This window comes from Sphingobacterium sp. Mn56C (assembly GCF_049319645.1).
Taxonomy (GTDB): domain Bacteria; phylum Bacteroidota; class Bacteroidia; order Sphingobacteriales; family Sphingobacteriaceae; genus Sphingobacterium.
Genome location: NZ_JBMOUC010000001.1, coordinates 758,788 through 782,713 on the forward strand (window position 1 = coordinate 758,788; position 23,926 = coordinate 782,713).

Below are 23,926 nucleotides of genomic sequence, written 5' to 3' on the forward strand. Positions count from 1 at the left end.
AAAAAATAACTTTTTTCCCAAAAAACTATAGGACCTTTTTAACCTACGCCTGTCATCTATGTAAAAATGTACATAGCATGTTCAGTAGAAATGGTCTAATAATTTGTTTAAGCACACTTACAGTACTATTATTTTGCGTAATACAACCCGCTATCAGTCAGCAGCAGGAATACTCGGGTATTATCGTTAATAAATCCACCGGCGACCCTGTCGCCTACGCTACTATAATATTTGATGGTTTACACGATAAAGGAACAAGCAGCGATAAGGCGGGTCATTTTAAAATCCTGCATCGGGCTACCATCGGTAAACTTTTTATTTCTGCGGTAGGTTTTGTTTCCCAAGAGCTGCTGTTAGACAAAGACCTGAAAAGTCCTGTAGTCATTCAGTTGGATCCGCAGGAACAGAGGCTGGAGGAGGTTGTAATACGGCCAGCCAGAAAGGTGAGGTATAGTAACAAAAATAATCCTGCTGTAGATTTTATACGTCAGGTTATTGGCGCGCGCGATCAAAATAACGCCCGTACAGAAGATCGGTACACCTTCTTGGCTTACGATAAATTAGCCATGTCGCTCAGCATGCCAAATGACAAAGTTCCGAAATCGCGCCTCCTGAAAAAATTCCCCTTCCTTATGGCAACGCTAGATACCGTAAATCAACCGGGGCGCTCCTTAATTCCGGTGTTTATGCAGGAGCGTGCCACGCAGGTAACGTATGCCCAGCAGCAAATGCTGAAATCGGAGGTACTGGCCAGCCAAGAAAGAAGAGTAGACCAGAAGTTTGATGAAGATGGTCTCGACGAGTTTATGGATATGATCTATGGTACGCCTGATATTTATGACCATGATATTCAGTTGGGAAACCGTAGATTTTTAAGTCCTATAAGCGCTGAAGGCCCCATTTTTTACAAGTATTTTCTGGTAGACACCATCAAGACCAGCAGCCCATGGCAGATGAAGGTCAAGGTTAGGCCGCGCAATGAGGAAGATGCCCTAGTAACAGGCTTTCTATACATCAATTTGGATGGCAGCTATGCCGTGCAGGCAGCTGTGCTGCATGTAAACGCCGATGCGAACCTTAATTGGGTGAATCGTGTAGATTTTGAAATAGACTATGCTAAATCGCCTGCAGGAAAGTACTTCCTGTCGCGTAGCAGGATGGCCTTGGACTTGGGGGTATTTAAGCAGGGCATGAGCGTATATGGTATAAAAACCTTTCGAGCTTCTCATTTCAACCAGCAACTTCCACCTTTAACCGCAGCATCGCCTGCAGAGAAGTCGGCCGTAGGGGAGTCGCTAAATGTCGATAGGTTTTCGGTCTTGCGGCCTGAAAAACTGAGTCGCTTGGAGCTGTCGAGCTTTAGTAATGTCGATAGCCTCAGAAACAACAGGTCTTTTAACCGTTATATGAGCCTTGCTTCTTTTATTTTTAGCGGTCATTTGGATCTCGGAAAAATAGAAGTCGGACCGATAAATTCCTTGTATAGCTTTAATACCATTGAAGGATCGCGTTTTCGTTTTGGTGCTCGTACTACGGATGCCTTCAGCCGTAGGCTGGTATTTGATGGGTATGGGGCTTATGGTACACGGGATAGACGTGCAAAGTATGGTCTTAGTACCACAATATCGCTGACGGAAAATTCTATTTATACCTTTCCGGTGCGATCGTTTACGGTAAAACATAGTTATGATATCGAAATTCCTGGTCAGGAACTGAATTATATTGCCGATGATAATTTTATTCTTTCTTTTAAACGGGGGGTAAATGATAAGATGTGGTACAATAGAAAGTGGTCGGCAGTGTATCTACATGAGTTTGAAAATCATCTTTCTTTTAAGCTTTCCTTTGAAAACCGCCTGCTGGAGCCTACAGGTGCGCTGAATTTTAAAACTACTGCGGATACGTACCGTAAGGATATGGGTATCTCGGAGTTTGGTGCCGAGATACGCTGGGCGCCAAGGGAGAAGTTTTTCCAGGGGAAACGGTATCGACGCATTATAAATGAGGGGCATCCGATATTTACGTTGGGTACGACTGTTGGTGTTAAGGACTTGTTTGGCAGTGCCTATAACTACCAACGGTTTAGGTTTACGGCTAGTAAGCGGTTTTTCCTTTCCCAGCTGGGATATTCGGATGTGCAGCTGGAGGGGGGCTTGTTGCTGGGGAAGGTGTCGTATCCGCTGCTTTTTATCCACCGTGCCAACCAGACTTATACTTACCAGCTGTCGTCGTACAACTTGATGAATTTTATGGAGTTTATGAGCGATAGGTATGCTGGCCTGAATATCCAACATTCTTTCCATGGTTTTTTCTTGAATAAGGTGCCGCTGCTGAAAAGGTTACAGCTTCGTGAGATTGTTTCTTTTAAAGTGCTTACAGGCTCTTTAAATAGGTCGAACATGCCGTCGAATAATGCTGATTTGCTGCACTTTCCGCGCGATTTACGGCAGGAGACTTTGGTAAGTAGCCTGTCTCGTGTTCCGTATATGGAGGGTAGCGTCGGGTTGGGTAATATTTTTAAGGTGTTGCGGGTAGATTATGTACGTCGGCTGTCGTACACGGATCGTAAGCATGTGGCGCCTTGGGGTATACGTGTAAAATTGTATGTTGATTTTTAAGCTGGGCTAGGTTTAGGCTAGGTTTAGGTTAGGTTTAGGTAATTATTGTAAAATAGTATTAAAGGTTATGAAGTTGAAACTTGGATTGGTTTTTAAAATAGGCTTAGCGGGGCTATTTTTGGTCTTATCAATTTTGTTTTTTTATCAGCAGCGCCATGAATGTGTAGAAGCGCTTTATTTGCTGCGCACAGGGTCGTTGTTTTGGATTTTGGTGGGTATTTCCTTAACGGTTTTGTATATCCTGCTGCAGGGGTATATGTATGTGGCGAGTTTCGAAACTTTTTATCAGCGCGTGTCTATGTATTCTGCTGTTAAGTTATTTTTAAAGCGTAACCTTATCGCGGTGTTTCTACCGGCGGGTGGGGTAACTTCGCTGCTGTTTTTTACGAAGGATTTGGAGCATAAGGGGGTCGACAAAACCACGATTCATAAGGCTTCTTACGTGTATGGCATTATGGGGATAGTGTCTTTACTGCTCTTGGCCTTGCCTGTTTTGTGGATATTTAATGCCCATGCTGCGGGCGATTATTGGGTGGCACTAGCCAGCCTTGTTGTGCTTATGGGGCTGTTTGTAGGGGGCTCCCTATCGCTGGCAAAACAAGGTTGGCTGTATGGTAAGGTTGTTGCTGCTTTTCCTGCTGTTGCGCCGTGTATTAACCGCATTGTGGCAGTAGAATTTTCCAAGAAGTACCTGGTTAAAACATTGTTGATATCGTTGTTTATTGAGCTTGTAGGTATTGTGCATCTGTATGTATCCATGTGGGTGTTGGGGTTGGAATGGAGTTGGGAGGCATCGGTTATTGGCTACTGCATGGGTACTTTATTGTATTGTTTCTCTCCCTTTTTAAAGGGTATGGGGGCAGTGGAAGTGTCTATGACCTGGCTTTTGTCTAGGTATGGGTACAGTGGCGAGCAGGCAATTTCTATTACCTTAATGTACCGTATATTCGAATTTTGGCTTCCTTTAATTGCAGGTTTTTTCAGCTTTTTTGTATCACGAAATTCTATACTGCTGCGGATGTTTCCGGCCTTTTTTATTTTTAGTATGGGTATTGTGAATATGGTATCGGTATTAACACCATCCATATTTTCACGGGTGCATCTGCTGCACGAGTTTCTGCCGCTTTCGGGGATGTATGTATCGAATGCTTTGATTTTGGTTATGGGTGTGTTACTGGTATTATGCTCGATTTTTCTGCTGCGTGGTACCAAAAGCTCTTGGTATGTGGCTTTGGTATTGTCGCTGCTATCGCTCGTAGGCAATATCACTAAAGCATTGGATTACGAAGAGTCTTTTTTGTTTTTGATGTTGATTGTCGTGTTGGTAATAACGAAAAAGCATTATTTCATAACGATTAGGAAAAATTCTAAGGTTATCGATTGGAAAATTGCGGTTTTAGTTTTGGCTGTTGTATTGGCTTACGGTATCACGGGTTTTTATTATTTGCGTAGGGTACACTTCAATATGGATTTTAACTTATGGAATGCGGTGCATAGCACCTGTAATAGCTTCTTGTTGCTAAATGATAATATTGCTGCACCGCAAACAAATTTTGCGCGTATGTTTTTGTACTCCATAAATTTTCTGGGTGTGGGTAGTCTGGTTCTGCTGCTGTATGCTGTTATTCGGCCACAGCGGAAGCTGCAGGAAAATGCAGCCTTGTTGCAAAAGGATAGGGCGCAGGCTATTTTGGATAGGTATGGGCGCTCGCCATTGGATTATTTTAAGCTGTATAAGGATAAGGAGCTTTATTTCTCGGAGCATACAGATGGTTTTGTGGCTTATCGCCGTCATTTGAATAGGGCTATTGTACTGGAGGGGCCTGTTTGCGCCAGTGACCGAAGCACAACCCTAGCGCTGCTGCAGGAGTTCGAGGGGTTCTGTAAAAGAGAAAACCTGCGGCCTGCTTATTATCGTGTGGATGAAAATGATGTCCAGGTATTTGAGGAGATGGGGAAAAAGAGGCTGCCGATTGGGCAGGAGGCTATCGTTGATCTGTCGACTTTTTCTTTGGAGGGAAAAAAACGGAAGTCCTTGCGAAATGCTGTAAATAGTATCGAGAAAAAAGGGTTCATAAGTAAAATTTACCATGCGCCAATTTCGAATAATATGATTCAACAGTTGCAGCAGGTATCTGATAATTGGCTTAAAGATATGAAACGTAAGGAGCGGGTTTTTGCACAGGGTATGTTTAGTACCCACGAAATAAAACAGCACGATATTATAACCCTGGAGGATGAGGAGGGTAAAGTTGTCGCATTTTTGAATATTATACCCGATTATACCCCCTGTGAAGCAACGTATGATCTCATTCGAAAAATTGATGAGGCCCCGGGCGGAAATATGGATATGCTGATTTTGAAGCTTATAGAGTATTGCCGTGCCAAGGGTGTTGTTCACTTGAATCTGGGCTTGGCACCTTTTGCGGGTATGGAAAATACGAATAAGTGGCCTTGCCGTATTATGCATTACTTGTATTGCAGCACGAACTTTTTTAAAGCACATCGCGGACTAAAATCATTTAAGGAGAAATTTGATCCGCAGTGGCGTGCTAAGTTTTTGGTGTATGATTACGACTATGATTTGGTGGCTTTTCCTTTGGTAATGTATAGGGCTATGCAAGTTGACGGCCCGGGGGCTAAATGGTTTTTAAATTTTAACAAATAGCTTTTATTCTTTAATGTATAGGAATTTATACGCCAGTTTTTGATGAATAGTTTTTATAAATATACCCGTTTTTTGTTGCTTATTATGCTCGCCCTGATGCTGCATACTACAGCGGTTGCCCATACGGAAGAATTGGGCTCCAAATATCCGATAGAAATTATAAACAGCCAGCAGGGGGGTGGTTTGGTGCTGATGTTTAGTGGCGATGGTGGCAGTAATACGGCAAACAAGGCTATGGCGACGTCAATTTCTCAGACGGGAAATACGGTACTGCTTTTAAACAGCAACAAGTATTTCTGGAATCAGAAAACTCCCGAACAGCTGGCGAAGGATGTGGAGGAGATTGTGTGGTACTATATGCGGCGGATGAATAAGGTTAAATTTTCTATTGTAGGTTATTCCTTTGGTGCCGACGTGGCTGCCTTTCTCCCTCGGCGTTTATCTGCGGCTATTAAGGAGAAGCTGCAGCTTACCATTCTGCTGTCGCCGTCGGCAAGTACTGATTTTGTTATCCGTGTAGCGGATATGCTTAGCATCACAGCGAAGAAAAGGAAGTACAGCGTGCTGGACGAAATTAAACAAACACCCGATAAACTGATATGTGTAGTGGGAAAGGAGGATGAGGTAAGTCAGCAGTTAAAGGCAATGAATGCCAGGTTACTGGTCTTAAGTGGCGGGCATAATTTTGATAATAAGTTTACCCTGCTGGCTGCAGAATTAAAGAAAATTATGTAAAAGGCATGCTGCTCTCAAATGCAGCATGCCTTTTACATAATTTATTTTAAACGCCCTCTACGGAAGTTTAACTTCTTGGAGTTTATTTATTTGGCTAAAAATTTAAGCATCAGATTTGCCGTTTCACTGGGACTTTCGGACAGTAAAAAATGGCCAGTATCTTTAATTTCTTCAAGCTGAAAATTGTTGGAAATATTGGGTAACGCTGATGCGAGTAAGGCATATCCGCTGCCAGCAATACCCAAAACCGGGACCTCTATTTTTCCGTAGGTCTTACTGTCTTCGATATCCTGAGGAAAGGCTTGGTACCATGCATTGGAAGCTCGAATTGCATCTTTGCTATTGTAAGCGTTGCTGTACACGGCTTGATCAAAATCGCTTACGGCATTTTTATTTTTCAACAGATGGTCAAAAAACCAAGCAATAACACTATGCATACGCCCCGCTAAAATCTGCTCAGGAAGTTCCTTCACCTGATTAAATGCGAGCCACCAGGGGTAGAGATAATTTGCATTAAGTATAGGCAGCATGGGTAAATTGTACATACTCGGGTCTGGATGTGGTGTATCCAATAGGATTAGCTTTCGAACTGCATCCGGATGGTTAACCGCAAAACTATAGGCCACATGCGCACCAATATCGTGTCCTCCAATATAAATTTTTTGATACCCCAGGGCTTGTACCAAATCATAAATATCTTGCGCCATATTTTTTTTGTCGTAACCTGCTTCGGGTTTCGAGGAACCACCCATACCGCGCATTTCCACAACAATAACAACATATTTTTTAGCTAATGTTGCCATAACATGCCGATAGGCCCACCAGGTTTCCGGGTAACCGGGAATTAAAACTAAAGGATCGCCGACTCCACCAATTACATAGTGTAAAGTCGTGCCATTTACGGCTGTATAGTGGTGTGTAAACCCGGGCAAGGATTGTAAAAGCTGTTCATCTGAATAGTGTTTTTCCATACTTCTGTAGTGTTGAATTTTTACGCTTGATTATCTTGCGTTTAGCAAACTTAAATACTATTTTTGAAGCTTGCAAGTATGTAGTATACTGCATACTTTACTTTTTTTTAATATTCCCTATGAAATTAATAAGTCAGCTATCCAAGGAAACAGGAATTCCAATTGGAACCATCCGTTTCTATGAAAAAACAGGTCTATTTTCTGGGCAGACCAAAAGTGAGGTCACCACCAATAACTATGTATATTATGGAGATGAGGTTGTGGATAAGCTAAGGTTTATCCAAATGGCAAAAGCCGTAGGTTTTACCCTGTTAGAAATTAAAGATGTTATCCATGCTTGGTATAAGAAAGAAATAAGTAAATCGGCAAAAATAGAGGTACTCAATAAACGATTAGCGCAAATAGACACAAAAATGAAGGAGTTAAAAGCGATGAAAAAACAAATAAAACGCTGTAAGTTTAATATCGAAAATGAGGAAGGCTAACCTTATAGTACAGCTCTCAATACCTTTGATTAGGACGCTCCAGGTAGTCCATAAAGAACGCCTGAAGGGGATTTTCAGGCGTTCGTTTGAATCAATTATTAATCTAAATTATGAATGTAACTACATAACGCTAATTCGCTTGGATTCGTTTGTTTTTATTCATTTTTAACTTCTATTAACATTTTTAGCCGCTAAGCCAATTTATTGCAACAATGTTTCTTTTGCTGATTTTTATTTTTACATTTGCAACATAGTTGCAATAAATAAAACAGATTGTATAAATTAATACGGAAACATAACATGCTACCAAAAACGTTTGAGGAATGGGTTGTCTGCATAACCCAGAAATGTAAAATTAACCTGACCAAAGGCTTTGCCGAATCTCGACTTTCAATTTACCTGGATGCTAATCATCTGGAAACACAGCGCTTTGTACAGCTGTATGGTATGGAACATTTGCAAAATATTATAAGCTGGCTAAAGAAAATATGAAAACACCTAAAAAATTGCCGGTAACGGTGCTGAGTGGCTTTCTGGGAGCAGGAAAAACCACCTTATTAAATTATATTTTGCACAATAAACAGGGCCTTCGTGTTGCCGTTATTGTAAATGATATGAGCGAGGTTAATGTGGATGCCCGTTTGGTGGATAAGGAGAATACCTTGTCAAGAACGGAGGAGAAATTGGTGGAGATGAGCAACGGTTGTATTTGCTGTACATTGCGGGAAGATCTGATGATAGAGGTCGAAAAGCTGGCGCGTGCAAATAGGTTCGACTATTTACTAATCGAAAGTACAGGTATCAGCGAGCCTATCCCTGTGGCGCAAACTTTTACCTATGTGGATGAGCTTAGTGGTATAGATCTATCTAAATTTAGTTATATAGATACGATGGTAACGGTGGTCGACTGTTTTAATTTCTTTCACGATTTCTCGACATCGGAGTTATTGGTAGATCGGGAGTTAACGGATATGGAAGGCGACAACCGAACGTTGGTAAACCTGTTGACCGAACAAATTGAATTTGCCAATGTTATTTTGCTAAATAAAATCGATTTGGTCGATACGGATAGTGTTGGGATGCTACGTGCTATAATCCAAAAACTTAACCCTACGGCCAAAATTATCAGCTCAACTTTTGCGCAGGTGGAACTGAAAGAAATTATAGCAACCGGATTGTTTAATATCGCCGAGGCTGAATCGGCAGCAGGCTGGCAAGAAGAGTTGGAAGCCGCCCATCATACGCCCGAAACGGAGGCATATGGCATAAGCTCATTTGTATTTCGAAATAATAAACCTTTCCATCCGCAACGCTTTTGGACATATTTGAATCAACAGTATCCACAGGCTATAATCCGCGCAAAAGGGTTGTTTTGGCTAGCATCAAGGCCCGCCATGGCGCTAAACTTTTCGCAAGCCGGGGGCTCTTCGCGTGTGGAAAGTGCTGGATTATGGTGGAGCAGTATGCCATTGCGGGAAAGAGAAGGCTATGCTTCGTTTGTGGAAAATAGAACCCTTATTGAATCGAAATGGGATGCACGTTGGGGCGACCGTATAAATGAAATAGTTTTCATTGGTCATGAGATGGACAAACATCAGCTTATTGCTGACCTCGAGGGCTGCCTGCTGCAGGAAGACGAATGGTATCTATTTGATAAACAGTTGCCTATTGAAGATCCTTTTCCTTCCGCTATTTAACATTGTTGCTTTGGATTACGGGCAGCCGATTGGGGCTGCCATAGTTGTATTTCTATTTTTAAATTTTAATATTATCGTAATTTAATAGCCTTATATTTGCCCGGTGAATTGTACGCAAAATGACTTAGAAAGGCACTATTTTTCTCTTTTTAAAAAAGGGGATGCTCGGGGTTTTACTTATTTTTTTAACGGTTATTGGGAGCAGCTCTATACCATTGCTTATCGGCATGTGCGTGTGGAGGATCAAGCCAAAGATATTGTGCAGGAGGTATTTATTCAGGTATGGGAGAAACGTCATCTACTGCATACCGATTACCAATCTTTACAGCCTTATCTTTTTAAGTCTGTAAAAAATAAAGTGCTGAACTATTATGCGCGCGAGAAAGTGCGTAAAAATGTTATTGAAACTATGTTTAGCCGTATGGATGTAATCGGCATGTTGGAAGGCGATACCTTAAGCCACTACCGTAAGCTCGAGCAAATTGTTGATCGGTCGGTCGCTAAGCTGCCTAAATTGATGCAAACGGTATATTTAATGCGTATTGATAATCAATCGGTTAAGGATGTGGCGCGCGATTTAAATATTGCTGAGCAGACGGTAAAAAATTATTTCTCCGAGGCAAAACGTATTCTAAAACAGGATCTTACGCAGCGCTTTTCTGAACAGGACAACCTACCTGTTGTGGTAATCGGCTCCCTTATACTTCATCATTTCTTAAAATAAAAAATACAATTTCTTAAAGTACTTTTAAGCCTTTCACTTGTAGTATGCTAAAACAAGGATAAAAAGGTGAAAGTAGAGCGGTTTAAGAATATACTCCAACGCTATCTCTCGGGCGATATGTCGCAGGAGGAGCAGACGCGGGTGGATCGTTGGTTTGATGCTGTAGCTCAGGAACAGCAGGTGCCACCCTTTACCGATGCGCAGCATCGTAGTCGTATATATGCCGATTTGTTTGGCGCAATGCCGATACATCAGGTTAAAAAATCTAAGCCGAAATCTGCACGGATATGGAGGCGCATGGCTGTGGCTGTGGCCATGGCAGCGGCAGTATGGCTATTTTTTACCTTCGGCCTGGGATACCTAAATCAGCAGTATTTTAATAATAATGCAACGGATAAGACGGTGCAGCTTATCGAAATAGGCACCGATATTGGCGAACTACGTAGCGTGCAACTTCCCGATAGCAGTATAATTTCCTTAAATGGCAATACAAAAATAGCCTATGATGCCCATGGTTTTGCCAAAAAACGCGCCATTATACTGCGGCAAGGAGAGGCTTTTTTCGCCGTTAAGCGTGATACTATACTGCCATTTTCTATCCTAGCCGGTGAGGTTGCTGTTCAGGTGCTCGGCACTTCCTTTAACGTAAATTATGCTGTAGAGGCGAAGCGTACCACCGTGGATGTAAAAACCGGACGCGTACAGGTAAAGACTGCTGCCACAAATACAGCTTTTTTATTGACACCAGGGCAGGGTATACGTTTTGACGGGCAGCGTAATAGCGTTGAGCGCCTTACAACGGAGGCCGAGTCTAGCAACATATGGCTGCAAGGGGGATTGCTGCTGAATGGCGCAAGCTTCGAAGAGCTGCAGCAGGTTATTTTTAATCGTTATGGCTTGACACTCCGCAGTGAGGACTTGGATACCCGAAATTTTAATTATTCTTTAGTTATCCCTCAGGTAAGGTCGGTAGAGCATCTTATGCAAATGATTGTGACGATACACGATTTAAAGTATAGAAAGAGCGCCTCGGAGATTGTGCTCTTTAAGTAGGTGAAAAAAATACAGCTGCGTTGACCTCGTTTTTTGCTTTTCTAATAGGCGCTCCTTTGGCGAAGCGCTTCCTTGCAAAAGGCTGCCGTATGCATATTTTGTGTTGAAAGATTTGTATCCATGTATGTTTAAAATTAGTAAGCTTTCAAATATAGCTTTTGTCCTTTACTTGTGTACCCTTATGCTGGCAAAGGAAAGGACATGGGCAAAAAGTCAGGATTATAGGCAGCAGTTGTTCACTGCAAAAATTAGTATTTCCTTAAAGGATGGAAGTGCTGCACAAGCTTTGGTTGCACTTTCCCAAAAATCGGGAAGGGCAATTGGATACGACAAAAATCAGCTCGATTTAGAAGCTATCCGCATTAAGGCACGCAACTTTCAGCAGGCGAGTTTCGAGGAGGTGCTTAGGTATATACTCCAGCATACGGGCATCCAGTATACCGCCGTTGGCGATGCTGTGGTGCTGGTTAAGGGCAGCACCGCCAACAGCTACACCTTACGGCTGCGTATCACCGATAGCGAGCAGCAGCCTATCGGTCGGGCGTCGGTAAAAATAGGGCCTATAGAACGTAGTGTCAGCAGCAATGCGGAGGGCATTGCCGAAACAAAATTGCCCGCAGGGGAATACCGGGTTAGGGTAGACCATATTTCCTACCGTAGCCAAGAGCTGCAGCACCTCGTTGTAGGACCAAAGCATACCGCAACATATACCCTTGTTTTAGAACAGCAAAACGACGCGTTGGATGAGGTCGTTGTTACGGCATTGGGCATAAAGAGACAGGATAAGTCGTTGGGTTTTGCCGTAGCTATGGTAAAGGGTGAGTCTATCAGCCAAATGAATAACGATAACTTTCTTACCGGTATGGCAGGACGGGTTCCGGGTGTATCCATCAGCAGCACCGGGCCTACAGGGGCTTCGGTAAGTATGCTGATCCGAGGTGCATCTTCGTTAAGTTCCGATAATCAGCCCCTCTTTGTCGTCGATGGTGTGCCTATAAAAAATCAGCTAAATAATATCGGTCAGATTGGCAACAATAATATCGTTGACTACGGCAATGCTATTGCCAGTATTAACCCAGATGCTATCGAAAGCATCTCGGTATTAAAAGGGCCTAGTGCTGCTGCCTTGTACGGCTCGCGTGCCAGCAACGGTGTGGTGCTTATTACGACAAAAACGGGTAAAAATGCGGAGAAGATTACCATCGCCGTAACCCACAATACAGTTTTTGATATTCCTTACCGATTTATCCATACCCACCATAAATTTGCAACCGGAACGATGCCATGGAAGCCTGGCGATCTATCAGGTGTATTAAGAATCGATGAAAGTGCCAGCCCACGTGTGGGGCCGCCGCTCGACAAAGGATACAGGGCTATACAATGGGATAGTCCACAGGATGAAAACGGCAACCCCATACCAACGGCGCTGCTGTCGCATCCCAATAATGTGAAAAATTTCGTAGCAACCGGCATTACCCGTACACAGGGTATATCGATTGCCAACCGGAGTGAGCATATGGATTACAGGTTCTCCTACGGCAACCTGAGCCACAGCGGTATTATACCAAATTCAGATCTGTCCCGCCATACCCTAAACCTGAATTCAACGGTGAAAATCAACGATTTTCTGGAAATGGGTTTAACGGTCGACGCCAGTAAAAACAAGGCCAACAACAGGCCTGCAGGAAATAGAGGAGCCAATCCAATGGAAGCGGCATACGAGGTGTCGCCCCATATACAAATCCTAGACCTGCAAGACTATTGGTTGCCCTCGCAGGAAGGCATGCAGCAGCGTTCGCAGGCGCCTACAGACTATAATAACCCCTATTTTCTAGCCTATGGCGTAAATAATTCCTTTGTGCGGGATCGGGTATTTGGCCATGCAAGCCTCGCATGGGACGCTAAACAAAACTGGACCGCCATGGTACGCTATGCTACAGATGTATATTGGGAAAACCGGGAAACAAAAATCCCCTACAGCTATATTAGTGAGCCACGCGGTGCCTATGGTTTAGTAAACCTGATGCATGCCGAGCAGAATATGGATTTCTTAACTACCTACCAACGAGATATCGGTAATTTTCGGATTAAAGGTTCATTTGGTGGAAACCTGCGGTATACCAGAAGTACCTACCACAGCAATGCCACAAAGCCTGGCGCCGGATTAATCGTTCCGGCATTATATACCCTCGCTAATATCAGTCCGGCAAACTTAGCGTATGTAAGCCTAATTACCCAGCGTGCCGTAAACAGTATCTATGGTTTCGTAAATATCAGCTTCCGCGATTATGCATACCTGGATCTAACAGCACGCAACGATTGGTCGAGCACCTTACCGGTTGCAAACCGGTCGTATTTTTATCCATCTGCAGTATGGACTATTCTGGCCAACCAGCTGTTGCACCTACCCAAGTCCATAAACCTGCTTAAACTACGTGGCGGCGTCGCCAAAGCAGGCAATGATACCAGTCCGTACAACTTAACCAATGTATTGTACAATCCAGGAAGCTGGGGGGATGTGCCGCGCTTAAGTCGCTCGAATATGTTGCTAGTTTCAGATTTGAAACCAGAAATTGCTACCTCCTACGAGATGGGTATGGATTTGGGGCTATGGAACAACCGCTTAAAGGTAGAGGCAACCTACTACCTGCTAAAAAATAGAAACCAAATATTTTCCAGCACCTTACCGGGATCCAGCGGTTTTGAAGCCAAGAAAATTAATGCCGGCTTATTGAGCAGCCGTGGGCTAGAGCTTGCCCTTAGCGGAAGACCTGTAGCAACAAAAAGCTGGAGCTGGGACATCGGGGCCAATTGGTCGCGCAACCGTACGCGTATCGAGGAGCTTTCGGAGGGTGCCGACTTATATACCTTCTGGACCGAGGGTAGGGGTGCTGCACGTACCTATGTTGGGGATGATGTTGGCGACCTGTACGACTCCAAGCTTATCACCGTAGAGGAGCCCTCCTCGCCCTATTTTGGCTACCCCATTTTAGCGAATGATGGTTCCTGGCAGGCTATACGTATCAACAACAGCCGCAATAAAATCGGCAATGTGTACCCCGACTTCAGTATCGGCATACAGTCTAACCTACGTTATAAAAAATGGTCGCTAAACTTAGCTGCCGATATGCGTTTCGGCGGCATGTTTATGTCGCAAACCTACCGTTATTTCGAGTCTAATCTTATGACACAGCGTTTACTCGATAATCTTATTAACCCTAAAGGCCGTACCGCCGATGATTTACGGAGGTACTTGGTAGAAAATGACCTCGTTCGGGTAAAGGGGAATATCTTCCCCATGGTGGGTGGCCCTGGCGATGAATACGGTGGTTTTCCGATTAATGTCGGCGGTACGGTAGGCAACTTCGGCGTTTTTAATCCTGGTGTTATTGCGCAATACGATAGCCAGGGTAACCTTACGGGCTATACCGAAAATCTAGGCGCGGAGGGTACGCGGTATATTTCCTATTCGGACAATTACCCCTGGGATTTTATGCGTGCCTCTACCTTCGATGCCTCCTTTATAAAAATCCGGGAATTGACGGTGAGCTACGATATTAGCGGTGCCAAATGGTTAAAACGTTGCGGTGCTCATAGCGGGCGTGTGGGTGTTTATACCCGTAACCTTATGGTATGGACTAAAGCTAAGGTAGGCATTGACCCCGAGATGGCTTTTCAGCCGGAGCCAGATTTGGGTTTTAAACAAGGAATAGAGCGGTATAATGTTACACCCTGGGCTATTCCACTGGGCTTTAATATAACGATAACCTTTTAACCATGATTTAACTGCAATGCATAAGAAATTATATAATATTAATTACGGTCTGTTGGTAATTATAAGTCTGTTAAGTCTCAATTTTTCGACCTGTAAGAACCTTACCGCGATAAATATAAACCCGAACGGCATGAATGAGAGCGAGGCAAACCCCAACCTATTATTGTCGACCGTGCTGACCGGGATTGGGGTTAAGTACAACAGCCTTTGTTTTGGTGTGCTTGGCGGGCTGGTGCAGCATACGCAGCAGGACGCTTGGTTTGAGGTGCATAACGATTATATGTGGGCGACGGGTACATTAAGCTGGGATCCATTTTACGGTGTGTTGCGTGATAATGAACTGATGCGTACCCGTGCCAAACAAATGGGGCTGGATTTTCACCATGGCGTTTCCTTGGTGATACGGGCTTATGTTTTTGGCTTGATAACGGACCTCTGGGGCGACGCTCCGTATACCGATGCACTGCAGGCCGAATTAGGTGGGCCGCAATACAGTTTTCCGAAATTCGACCAGCAGGATGTTATCTATAAAGGAATCTTGGACGAGCTTAAACAAGCCAATAAATTGCTGTCGCAGGCCGATGCTTCGTACGATGTACGTAGCAATTCGGATGTTTTTTTCGGCGGCAAAGCCTCCAAATGGCGTCGTTTTGCCAATGCCTTAGCCCTTCGTTATTATATGCGTTTATCGGAAAAAGAGCCAGCCTTCGCCAAACAAGGTGTTGAGCAGATTATGGCCAACCAAGCTGTTTTTCCAATTTTTACCGATGCAAGAGAGGAGGTGTTAATGGATTTTGTAGGCAACAATAGTGGAGATGCCTGGCCCTCGAACACGATATTTGATGCCTCGGGCAGCAATTTCAGGAGAATGAAAATGTGTGCCACGCTGGTAGAAAGCCTTCAGCAGCACCATGATCCTAGGTTACCGGTCTGGGCGAAGCGGGTAGAAATCCCAATCGAGGTGCATACCTCCGCGCCCGCAAATACGGATAGAATAGTAAATGGCGTTCGTGTGCTGTCGCCAGATATGCTGCGTGGAATACCGGTTAATACCGATCCCGAATATGTTGGTCTGCCGCCCAGCGGTTCGAAAAACCCTTCGGCCTATAATATGAACCCAACGCCGGGACAAACGTCCATAAATCCGCATGTTTCCTATTTAAGCGATACCTATAAATCGGCTAGCGGAGATCTGCTAAAAGCACGCCTGTTGGCTGCTTCGGAGGTAAACTTTATGCTCGCCGAGGCGGCATTAAAAGGATGGCAGGTACCCGAGTCGGCAAAGTTTTACTACGAGCGCGGTATTTGGTCATCGTTACAAAGCTGGGGTCAAACGGCTGCGTATGCCAGCTATATCAAACAGGAGGGGGTAGCCTTTAATCATACCCTAGCGCAGTTAATGGAGCAGAAGTGGATTTCTAACTGGACGACAGCAGCGCAGGCATGGTTTGATTACCGCAGGACAGGCTTTCCGCAATTTAAAGCAGGGCCGGCTGCGAGTAGATCGCAGCTGCCGCTGCGTATTCCGTATACACAGCAGGAGATCAATGTAAACCAGAAGAATGTAGAGTTGGCGTTAAAACGCATTCAAAAAACCGCTTATTCACAGGTGGATATGGAGAATAGCGCCTGGTCTAAGTCCTGGTTATTGCAAGGCACAGGCAAACCCTGGTGATGGCAGCCCTCTAAAAAAAGCTATTTACTACCTATGGAAAACACTGTTCGATTTGTAGTCGGCGGTAGCTGTTAGCCCCGAAGGGCTAACAGCTTTTCCTAAAAGGATTGTTTTTTTGAATTATGTATTTTTTTAATTATCAGTTACTGCCTTAGGCGAGTAATGTTAGCATTAAACGAAACGATAAACGCGATGGATCAGGATAGAGTAACTTATTTATTTAATTCGTGTTATAACAATACGGCAACCGAGCAGGAGGTGGAGGAGTTTATGGCGGTTATATCCCAAGATGAGCAAGACAAAAAGTTACAGTCTTTGCTGGCCGATAAATGGGCAGATGCAGCCTATAGGAACGGCGACAGCGACCCCGCTAAAACCCACGAAATATTGTATTCCATTTTGCAGCAGGTGGCGGTAAACGAAAGACGGGAGGCGACAAAATTGTACCGCTTAACTATTTTGAACCGCGTAGTAATCGTCGCGGTTATCCTGTTGATTGCCTGTTTGGGTTACTATTGTTTGGCGGTCGAAAAAATAATGTCGCCGCAGCAATACCCAATGCCGGCTACGGGGCAACAAGGAATTCCGGAAGAAAGGGTATCAGCAGTATGGACAGTTGCTCAGCCTAGCATCGGCACAATGGCAGAGATTTATGTTGCAGTCGATCTATCCGCGCAAAGATACAAAGCGAGTAATGAAGATGAATCTTTCAGTGCAGACTTATTAAGATACCACAGTCCATCCAAGCAACCGGGGCTCAGGATACATAAATTATTACAGGATACGATGCCCATGCAGGGGGTGCCAACCGGGAGGGAAGGGATAGCAATCTACTAGCATTGAGTACGAAAAGCAGTAAACTTTAGACGCCCTGGCTTTAAACCATAAATTTAAACCCTGAAATCAGGCTTCCTTATTAATCCAATTACCCGTTTAATGCATAAGGGCAGTCTAAAGTTTAGTGCTACAGTGGGGCCCTCCGGAAGGATGGCCCTTTATTGTTTACCGCCGTTAGATGTTTCTTACGCTACCTGTAAACTGCGAGCTGCTATCGTTTTTCAGGAAATCAGCATACCACTGTCCGGATGATTTTACAATGCGCTGCTGCGTATTAAAGTCTACATAAACCAAACCAAATCGAGGTGCATAACCTTCAGCCCATTCAAAATTGTCCAATAGTGTCCACACAAAATAACCCTTCACCTGCACGCCCTCTTCCTTGGCTTTCAACACCTGAGCTATCGTTTGTTGCAGGTAAAATAACCGCTTAGGATCGTCTACCTGATTATGGACCACGGTGTCTGGAAAAGCAGCGCCATTTTCGGTAATAAGCAGTGGCGGTATATTGGGGTAAGCCTGAAATTTTTTGAGTATATGATACATTGCCTCGGGGTATACCTCCCATTGCATAGCCGTCGTTGGCACTTTACGTTTTTTGGCGCTTACAATCTTGGCGTTGATAAATGGAACAAAATAGGAGTGGCGGATTACCTCGCGGGTATAGTTTTGCAGTCCAATAAAATCCATATTAAACTGCAAATCCCGCTCGTCGTGTTGCTGCATAAACTTTTCGATGCGACGCAGTACCTTAATTTCCTTCGTCGGGTAGCCCATACCTAAAAGAGGCTCAATAAAAAAGCGGTTTAGCAGCACATCGGCTTTCTGTGTGGCTACAATATCTTTCTGCCGGGGACTGTATGGCTCGACATGCGAGCAGGAAAAGGTGGTGCCTACGCTGCTATTGGGGTATAACGACTTTATAACTGCCGCAGCATAGGCTTGGCAGAGGGCAGCATGATGGGCTGCAGCAAGAAAATTGTCGAGCCCCTTTTTGCCAGGCGCATGAATGCCGAAGAAATATCCTGCAGCCGTAAAAACTGTAGGCTCATTCAACACCATCCAATGGCTTACTCTATCGCCAAAATGTTGTACACAAGTCTTTACATATTGGCAAAACCATTGCGTAACCTCACGGTTTAGCCAGCCCCCTCGTAGCTCGAGGGCATAAGGCAAATCCCAGTGGTATAGGGTTACCCAGGGCGTAATTTCCAGCTCTAGCGCCAGATCAATCAGGCGGTTATAAAAATCAATACCCGCTTGGTTTACCGCTCCTATGCCGTCGGGATAAATACGGCTCCAGGCTATTGAAAAGCGGTAATTGGGGATATTTAGCCGATGTAATAACTCCAAATCTTCTATATACCGGTTGTAGAAATCGCAGGCCATGTCGGCATGTTGATTGTTGAATATTTTGTTTCTTTTTTTTACAAAAATATCCCATATCGAAGGGCCTTTTCCATGGGCATCATGTGCCCCCTCAATTTGATAAGCCGCGGTTGAAACTCCCCATAAGAAGTCTGAGCCAAAGGCTTCTTTGTTTATGTGCATAGTAAATGCTGAAATGGTACCGGCAAGTAGTTAGTTTTTATGAAATCTGAACGGCGAGTAAAAGGAACTGAATTGTAGCATACAAACATTAAAAAAAATGCGATGCAGAAAGCGGCTTAATTTTTTCATTATAGTATGATTAATGTTTCCGTTAATATGGTGTTTACCTGCATTAAAGATACCTATAAAATGCTTGTTATATATTAAGTATTTGTTAAGCTTTTGATTGATTTTTAGGCTTTTATTAGGTATTACAAGCGTCAGCAATCTGCAGTAGTAGGGCTATTGTAACATTGACGTTAAGAACCTCTTTTTTTGGGGTATTATTGGCAGGGATGTTTTGTGTATACCGCTGCAAATCCTATTTTCGCCCTAAAATAAACTATAAAATTAAACCCTAAAAATTATGCGACGTACTGGCTCGTTCATTCTATTGTTGGCCTTGTTGGGTAGCTCCTGTGCTCAGAAAGAAAAATTACGTATTCCAGCATCCAGTGATCCGAAAAATACAAAACTTGAAACTCCGCCAGAAACATGGCAGGAGCATTGGTTTGAACATAAGGAGCTGGTGAAACGGGTGTACTACAACGATGAGGTTGCGGTATACTATGATGATGACACCCCGCGGGATATTTCCTGGCCTTGGCGTAAGGCCAATGATGCCTGGAAGTATGTTAAAAAAACCTACGGCAACTTTGGGGAAGACCCTCGTTTATATGTGGTGTTGCATACGGGAAAACTTAGCGGTGGACATCCAGCTTCGTATTTTGATGCTTCACACGATAACCGCAATATGGTAGATTTGGGCAGCACCTCCTGGCGCGATAGCACGGGGTGGAATCTGGATGCTTACATACACGAGATAGGCCATATTGTTGAAGGTGCCTCCCATGGCGTTAAAGGATCGCCGGCATTCGGAATTTGGCGCGATAGTAAATGGATGGAAATTTTTAATTACGATGTCTATGTGAATCTGGGGTGGAAGAAAGAAGCGGAAAGTGTATACCAAAGCTGCATGGCGACGAAAGATAATTTCCCAAGACCCAATACAACCTGGTTTAAGGATTGGTTCTATCCAATTTACCAAAACTATGGTCAGCGTGTGGTGTTGCAACGGTTTTTCACCTTGCTAGCGGCAAACTTTCCACAAAAAGATATTGCCTTAGGAAAAGAATATACACGCGGCATGAATTACGGCGAGTTTATACACTTTTGGAGCGGCGCAGCAAAGACCGATTTAAAGGCATTGGCTTTACAGGCTTTCGGCGATAAAGATGATCGTGGCAATAGCTGGCTGTCGCAACTGGAAAAGGCGAAAACAGATTTTCCGGCCATAAAGTACTAAACCGTATACAAAGGTATAGCACTGCTGTTATTGCATTAAAAAACGCCTTCGGAGGGATCCTTAGGCGTTTTTTAATTTAACCAATTATTAATCTATATTATGAATATACCCTTAAAACGCAGGTATGCGAACTTTAGTTTTTGACGTATTCGTTTTTAACGTCTTTTAACATAAGAAGCAACATGCGCTGGCTTCACGACTATAGTTTAAAAAATTGGTCCCCTAGATGACTCTATATAGTGTTTGGTTAATAGGATTGTTTAGCGTAAAAAAACGTGTCCGTTATTTTACTTGCCCAAAAAAATGAAAGCTCTTTCACAATTTCATCCTTTTTACATCAGGAAAAAATTTGCTAGCGGGTTTCTTTTCAAAAACCTTGCTGACTTTCTTCCGCTATTTAAAATCATAGGTAGACAGATGTCGTTACATTCTATAGTAGAATTGTTGTCACAAAAGTATTCTATTTTTCTCTATTAAGTGAAAAAAAACGGGTAGTTTGTGGGTGGTTAAGGCAGTAGTTTGAGTGGTTAGAGGGCTTTTATGCTGTGAAGTGCGCTTTTTTTAACCTTTTGTTTACCTTTTGTTAATCTATTTATAGTTTATCGATGTGAAAATATGGTAAGCGATTGTGCCCATATTTTAAAAGTGATAATGTTTTGTATCTTTGCGGCAAAGCAAAAAATCTTGTGCTACCTACAGGATAAATGAAAAACAAACAATATTGACTTTATATCATCGATGTTAAATTATAGCATGCTGAGATTTATTTTTACTAGTATTTTGTGTCTGTGCATTTTTATTTCTCAAGGGCAAGGCCGTTTTCCCGAAAATAATAAATTTGATATAGATAGCATGTTGGATAACCACCTTTATGAGGATGCCTTAGTATATCTCCAACAATGTATTGATGATAAGCAAGCTACGGATTACGATCGCTATAAGGGATACCTGGAAAAGGCCTTGTTGTACAAAAGGCTGTATAATTACGCAGGTGCCTTAAAAAATCTGGATATAGCCTTAGAATGTGGTTTAAAAAGTAAAAATGACGAGGAAGTACGCTTTCGGGTGCTGCTAGAGCGTATGTTTATCTATTTTGACCTGCAAAGAGATCGCGAGTTTGATGCCCTGTTTAAGCAGGTTGACGAATCTAAATTGCCCCTTGTAGGGCCCGATACACAAGGGTTTTATATTTCCATCTTAGGCATATTGGCGATGCGCAATACGGATTTTGTGGAGGCAGAGCGGCAGTTTGACCGTGCTATAGCTATTATGAAAAACGGTAGTCCGCGGAATGTGCCTAATGTGTACCGCGCAAAAATTGGCTTATACGGCGACATGGGTCAACATGATAAGGTCTTGGAGACCTATGAAGCAGGGGTGGATTATGCGGAGCGTTATGGGATAGATTATTACCTTATTGTCTTGGAAGAAGCTATGACCCGATATTATGTGAAAATAAAAGACTGGGAGAATGCTTATATACGACAGAATAAGGTAAGCAAATTGCGTAGTAAGTATGACGCTAATAATAGGGCTGGAAAGTTGAATAGCTTGGAACAGGAGTTGTTGGAACGGCGTAATGAATTGACGCGTAAGAATGAACGTAATTTTCGTTATTATCTTATTAGTTTATTGGTATTGCTGTTGGCCTTGCTGGCAGCATTGGGTAAACTTTACCAGTCTAACCGGATTAAAAATTCGTTGATAGCCGCGGAGAATGAGTCTATGCGCAATTTATTGCAGCAGTTAAGCTCGGAAAAAAGTAAAGTAGAGAAGCCAAATATCAGCATCGACAGTTTCGACTTTACCAAACGACAGCTGGAAATTATCGAACTTGTTAAATTGGGTAAAACCAATAAGGAAATTGGTGCCGAATTGTTTATTTCCGAAAATACCGTGAAGTATCACTTAAAAACAATTTATGAGGTTCTAGGGATCTATAAACGGTCGGAACTACGCGAAAATGTGCCACCTAAGTTTTAAGGAAGTAAAGTCGGCAGGGCCATAGATTTGATTTAACCGCCTACAGTATGTATATTGATTACAGTTTGTAGTTTTTCGGTTTTATTAAATAGGATACATATGGTTTTTGACTTCAGCACGAAACAAAAGAAACTTAAACGGACAGCGAAATTAGTCCATATTTTTACGAAGTATGGCTTTACGGAAATATTAGAAAAGCTGACCGGTAACGATGCTGATGCCGCTAGCGCTGTCGACGCGACTGGAGCTGGGGCTGGGACTGCGCAGGCTTCATTTTATGAACGCGCACGAGCTGTTATTGAAGCTTTAGGGCCTACCTACGTAAAATTTGGTCAGGTGCTATCCACCCGTGAGGATCTTTTTCCTAAGGCCTTTATCCTGGAATTGAAAAAGCTACAAGATAGCGTGCCGCCCATACCGCTAGATTTGCCCGAACTGCTGGAAAGGGAGCTAGGTATTAGCGTAGATACGGTATTTGATGCCGTAGATGCCGAACCTTTTGCTTCCGCGTCTATTGCGCAGGTTTACCGCGCTACACGCAAAGATGGCAGCCGTGTTATCCTAAAAGTTAAACGCCCGGGTATACGCGAAATTGTGGAAGCCGACCTGCTCTTGCTTCGTGATTTGGTGGATCTATTGATGCATTATTATGCCTTTGCCCGGGAGGTGCACTTGGATCAAATTTTTGAGGCCTTTGAGCAGAATATTTACGAGGAGCTTTCCTTCAAAAACGAGCTTAAGAATATCACCCAGTTCGCGCAGAATTTTAAAAATGAAAAAACCATTACCTGTATTCAGCCTTATGAAGATCTGTCGAACGATAATGTGCTGTGTATGTCTTTTATCCAAGGAGTAAAGATAAATGATGTGCAGGCGCTGCTACAGCAAGGTATTAACCTAGAGACAACCTTAGATCGGGGCTTGAGTCTTTACCTATCTCAAGTCTTTGAATTTGGCTTTTTTCATGCCGATCCGCATCCGGGAAATATTTTGGTCACGCCATCGGGGAAAATAGCCTTTATCGATTTAGGTTCCGTCGGGAAGATGTTGGCCAAGGATAGGGAGCTGTTGGAAGATTTTATTCTGTACTTTGTCTATAAAAATGCCGCCGGACTGATTCAAACGATAAAAAAAATGGCTCTTTCTATTGCAGTGGAAAATGAAAAAACACTAACACGTGATATCGAAGAGATGTTCCACCTGATAGGGGCCTTATCTTTAGAAGAGCTGGATATAAAGATGCTATTTACCAAATTTTCAGGCATCTTAAACCGCAATAACATAAGTATGCCGTCGCACGTTTACCTCCTTGTGCGCGGTATAGTGCTACTCGAAGGAATAGGGCGGGAGTTGCTTCCAGCACTGAATATTGTCGACAAGGTAAAGCCCTACCTTACCAAAATTATAATTCGGCGTTTCACCTCCTTTCATCTCTTAGGAGACGGTATTATATCGCTGCTAACGTTGCAAAAACAGCTTAAGGAAATGCCCTCCAACGTGCTTCTGCTGCTGGAAAAAGTAAATGCTGGCGATTTAAAAGTACAGACCGAGAATAAAGATTTGCTATTGCTGTATAAACAGCAGCAGCAAAACGTGCGTATAGCACGGTACTTCTATCTGGGCATCGCTTTATTTATCGGCGCCTGTATTATCCAGAATGGGTATCAGCCTGAACAGGCGAGTACCACATCATTTTTGGGAGTCTCCGTATTGTCTTGGCTGTTTTTTATACTGAGTATACTTTGTATAGGAATTGCGAAGCTGCGTAGCCGAAAAATTTCCACCTGATTTTTTGTAACTTTATATATA

At 43.3% G+C, this 23,926-nt stretch carries 16 protein-coding genes; 14 read left to right on the top strand and 2 right to left on the bottom strand.

The window, feature by feature from the left end:
- Positions 1–77 precede the first annotated feature (77 nt).
- The 3 genes from ACL9RF_RS03350 (at position 78) to ACL9RF_RS03360 (ending at position 6,021) form a co-directional block, all read left to right on the top strand.
- A complete protein-coding gene (locus tag ACL9RF_RS03350; protein ID WP_422799175.1) occupies positions 78–2,618 on the top strand; it encodes a DUF5686 family protein in 2,541 nt (846 codons plus the stop codon).
- Between the two features lie 67 nt (positions 2,619–2,685).
- A complete protein-coding gene (locus ACL9RF_RS03355; RefSeq protein ID WP_422799176.1) occupies positions 2,686–5,286 on the top strand; it encodes a phosphatidylglycerol lysyltransferase domain-containing protein in 2,601 nt (866 codons plus the stop codon).
- A 42-nt stretch (positions 5,287–5,328) separates the two neighbouring features.
- Positions 5,329–6,021, top strand: a complete 693-nt coding sequence (locus ACL9RF_RS03360; RefSeq protein WP_422799177.1) for an AcvB/VirJ family lysyl-phosphatidylglycerol hydrolase — start codon at positions 5,329–5,331, stop codon at positions 6,019–6,021.
- A gap of 86 nt (positions 6,022–6,107) precedes the next feature.
- Here ACL9RF_RS03360 and ACL9RF_RS03365 read toward each other — a convergent pair whose 3' ends face one another.
- Complete coding sequence (locus ACL9RF_RS03365; protein WP_422799178.1) at positions 6,108–6,992, bottom strand: alpha/beta fold hydrolase; 885 nt, start codon at positions 6,990–6,992, stop codon at positions 6,108–6,110.
- Between the two features lie 119 nt (positions 6,993–7,111).
- Between ACL9RF_RS03365 and ACL9RF_RS03370 the strand changes: the two genes are divergently transcribed.
- The 8 genes from ACL9RF_RS03370 (at position 7,112) to ACL9RF_RS03405 (ending at position 17,238) form a co-directional block, all read left to right on the top strand.
- A complete protein-coding gene (locus ACL9RF_RS03370) occupies positions 7,112–7,477 on the top strand; it encodes a MerR family transcriptional regulator (RefSeq protein ID WP_422799179.1) in 366 nt (121 codons plus the stop codon).
- Between the two features lie 300 nt (positions 7,478–7,777).
- A complete protein-coding gene (locus ACL9RF_RS03375; RefSeq protein ID WP_422799180.1) occupies positions 7,778–7,969 on the top strand; it encodes a hypothetical protein in 192 nt (63 codons plus the stop codon).
- Complete coding sequence (locus ACL9RF_RS03380; protein WP_422799181.1) at positions 7,966–9,174, top strand: GTP-binding protein; 1,209 nt, start codon at positions 7,966–7,968, stop codon at positions 9,172–9,174. The genes ACL9RF_RS03375 and ACL9RF_RS03380 overlap by 4 nt, the downstream gene beginning before the upstream one ends.
- Positions 9,175–9,277: 103 nt before the next feature.
- Positions 9,278–9,898 carry an RNA polymerase sigma factor gene (locus ACL9RF_RS03385; RefSeq protein ID WP_422799182.1) on the top strand — a complete coding sequence of 207 codons (621 nt, stop codon included), beginning with the start codon at positions 9,278–9,280 and terminating at the stop codon, positions 9,896–9,898.
- Between the two features lie 66 nt (positions 9,899–9,964).
- On the top strand, positions 9,965–10,951 hold the full coding sequence (locus ACL9RF_RS03390; protein WP_422799183.1) for a FecR family protein: 987 nt from the start codon (positions 9,965–9,967) through the stop codon (positions 10,949–10,951).
- 181 nt (positions 10,952–11,132) lie between these two features.
- The gene (locus ACL9RF_RS03395) at positions 11,133–14,726 is read left to right on the top strand and encodes a SusC/RagA family TonB-linked outer membrane protein (RefSeq protein ID WP_422799184.1); all 3,594 of its coding nucleotides are present in this window, start codon (positions 11,133–11,135) and stop codon (positions 14,724–14,726) included.
- 130 nt (positions 14,727–14,856) lie between these two features.
- Positions 14,857–16,401 (top strand): SusD/RagB family nutrient-binding outer membrane lipoprotein, encoded by a 1,545-nt coding sequence (locus tag ACL9RF_RS03400; protein ID WP_422799185.1) that lies wholly within the window; start codon positions 14,857–14,859, stop codon positions 16,399–16,401.
- A gap of 162 nt (positions 16,402–16,563) precedes the next feature.
- Positions 16,564–17,238, top strand: a complete 675-nt coding sequence (locus ACL9RF_RS03405) for a hypothetical protein (RefSeq protein WP_422799186.1) — start codon at positions 16,564–16,566, stop codon at positions 17,236–17,238.
- Between the two features lie 174 nt (positions 17,239–17,412).
- Here ACL9RF_RS03405 and ACL9RF_RS03410 read toward each other — a convergent pair whose 3' ends face one another.
- Positions 17,413–18,789, bottom strand: coding sequence for a GH1 family beta-glucosidase (locus ACL9RF_RS03410; protein ID WP_422799187.1), 1,377 nt, complete (start codon positions 18,787–18,789; stop codon positions 17,413–17,415).
- A gap of 406 nt (positions 18,790–19,195) precedes the next feature.
- Here ACL9RF_RS03410 and ACL9RF_RS03415 point away from each other — a divergent pair, with 406 nt between their 5' ends.
- The 3 genes from ACL9RF_RS03415 (at position 19,196) to ACL9RF_RS03425 (ending at position 23,905) form a co-directional block, all read left to right on the top strand.
- Positions 19,196–20,134 (top strand): hypothetical protein, encoded by a 939-nt coding sequence (locus tag ACL9RF_RS03415; RefSeq protein ID WP_422799188.1) that lies wholly within the window; start codon positions 19,196–19,198, stop codon positions 20,132–20,134.
- Between the two features lie 852 nt (positions 20,135–20,986).
- Positions 20,987–22,117, top strand: a complete 1,131-nt coding sequence (locus ACL9RF_RS03420) for a LuxR C-terminal-related transcriptional regulator (RefSeq protein ID WP_422799189.1) — start codon at positions 20,987–20,989, stop codon at positions 22,115–22,117.
- 99 nt (positions 22,118–22,216) lie between these two features.
- A complete protein-coding gene (locus tag ACL9RF_RS03425) occupies positions 22,217–23,905 on the top strand; it encodes an ABC1 kinase family protein (protein WP_422799190.1) in 1,689 nt (562 codons plus the stop codon).
- The last annotated feature ends 21 nt before the right edge of the window (positions 23,906–23,926 follow it).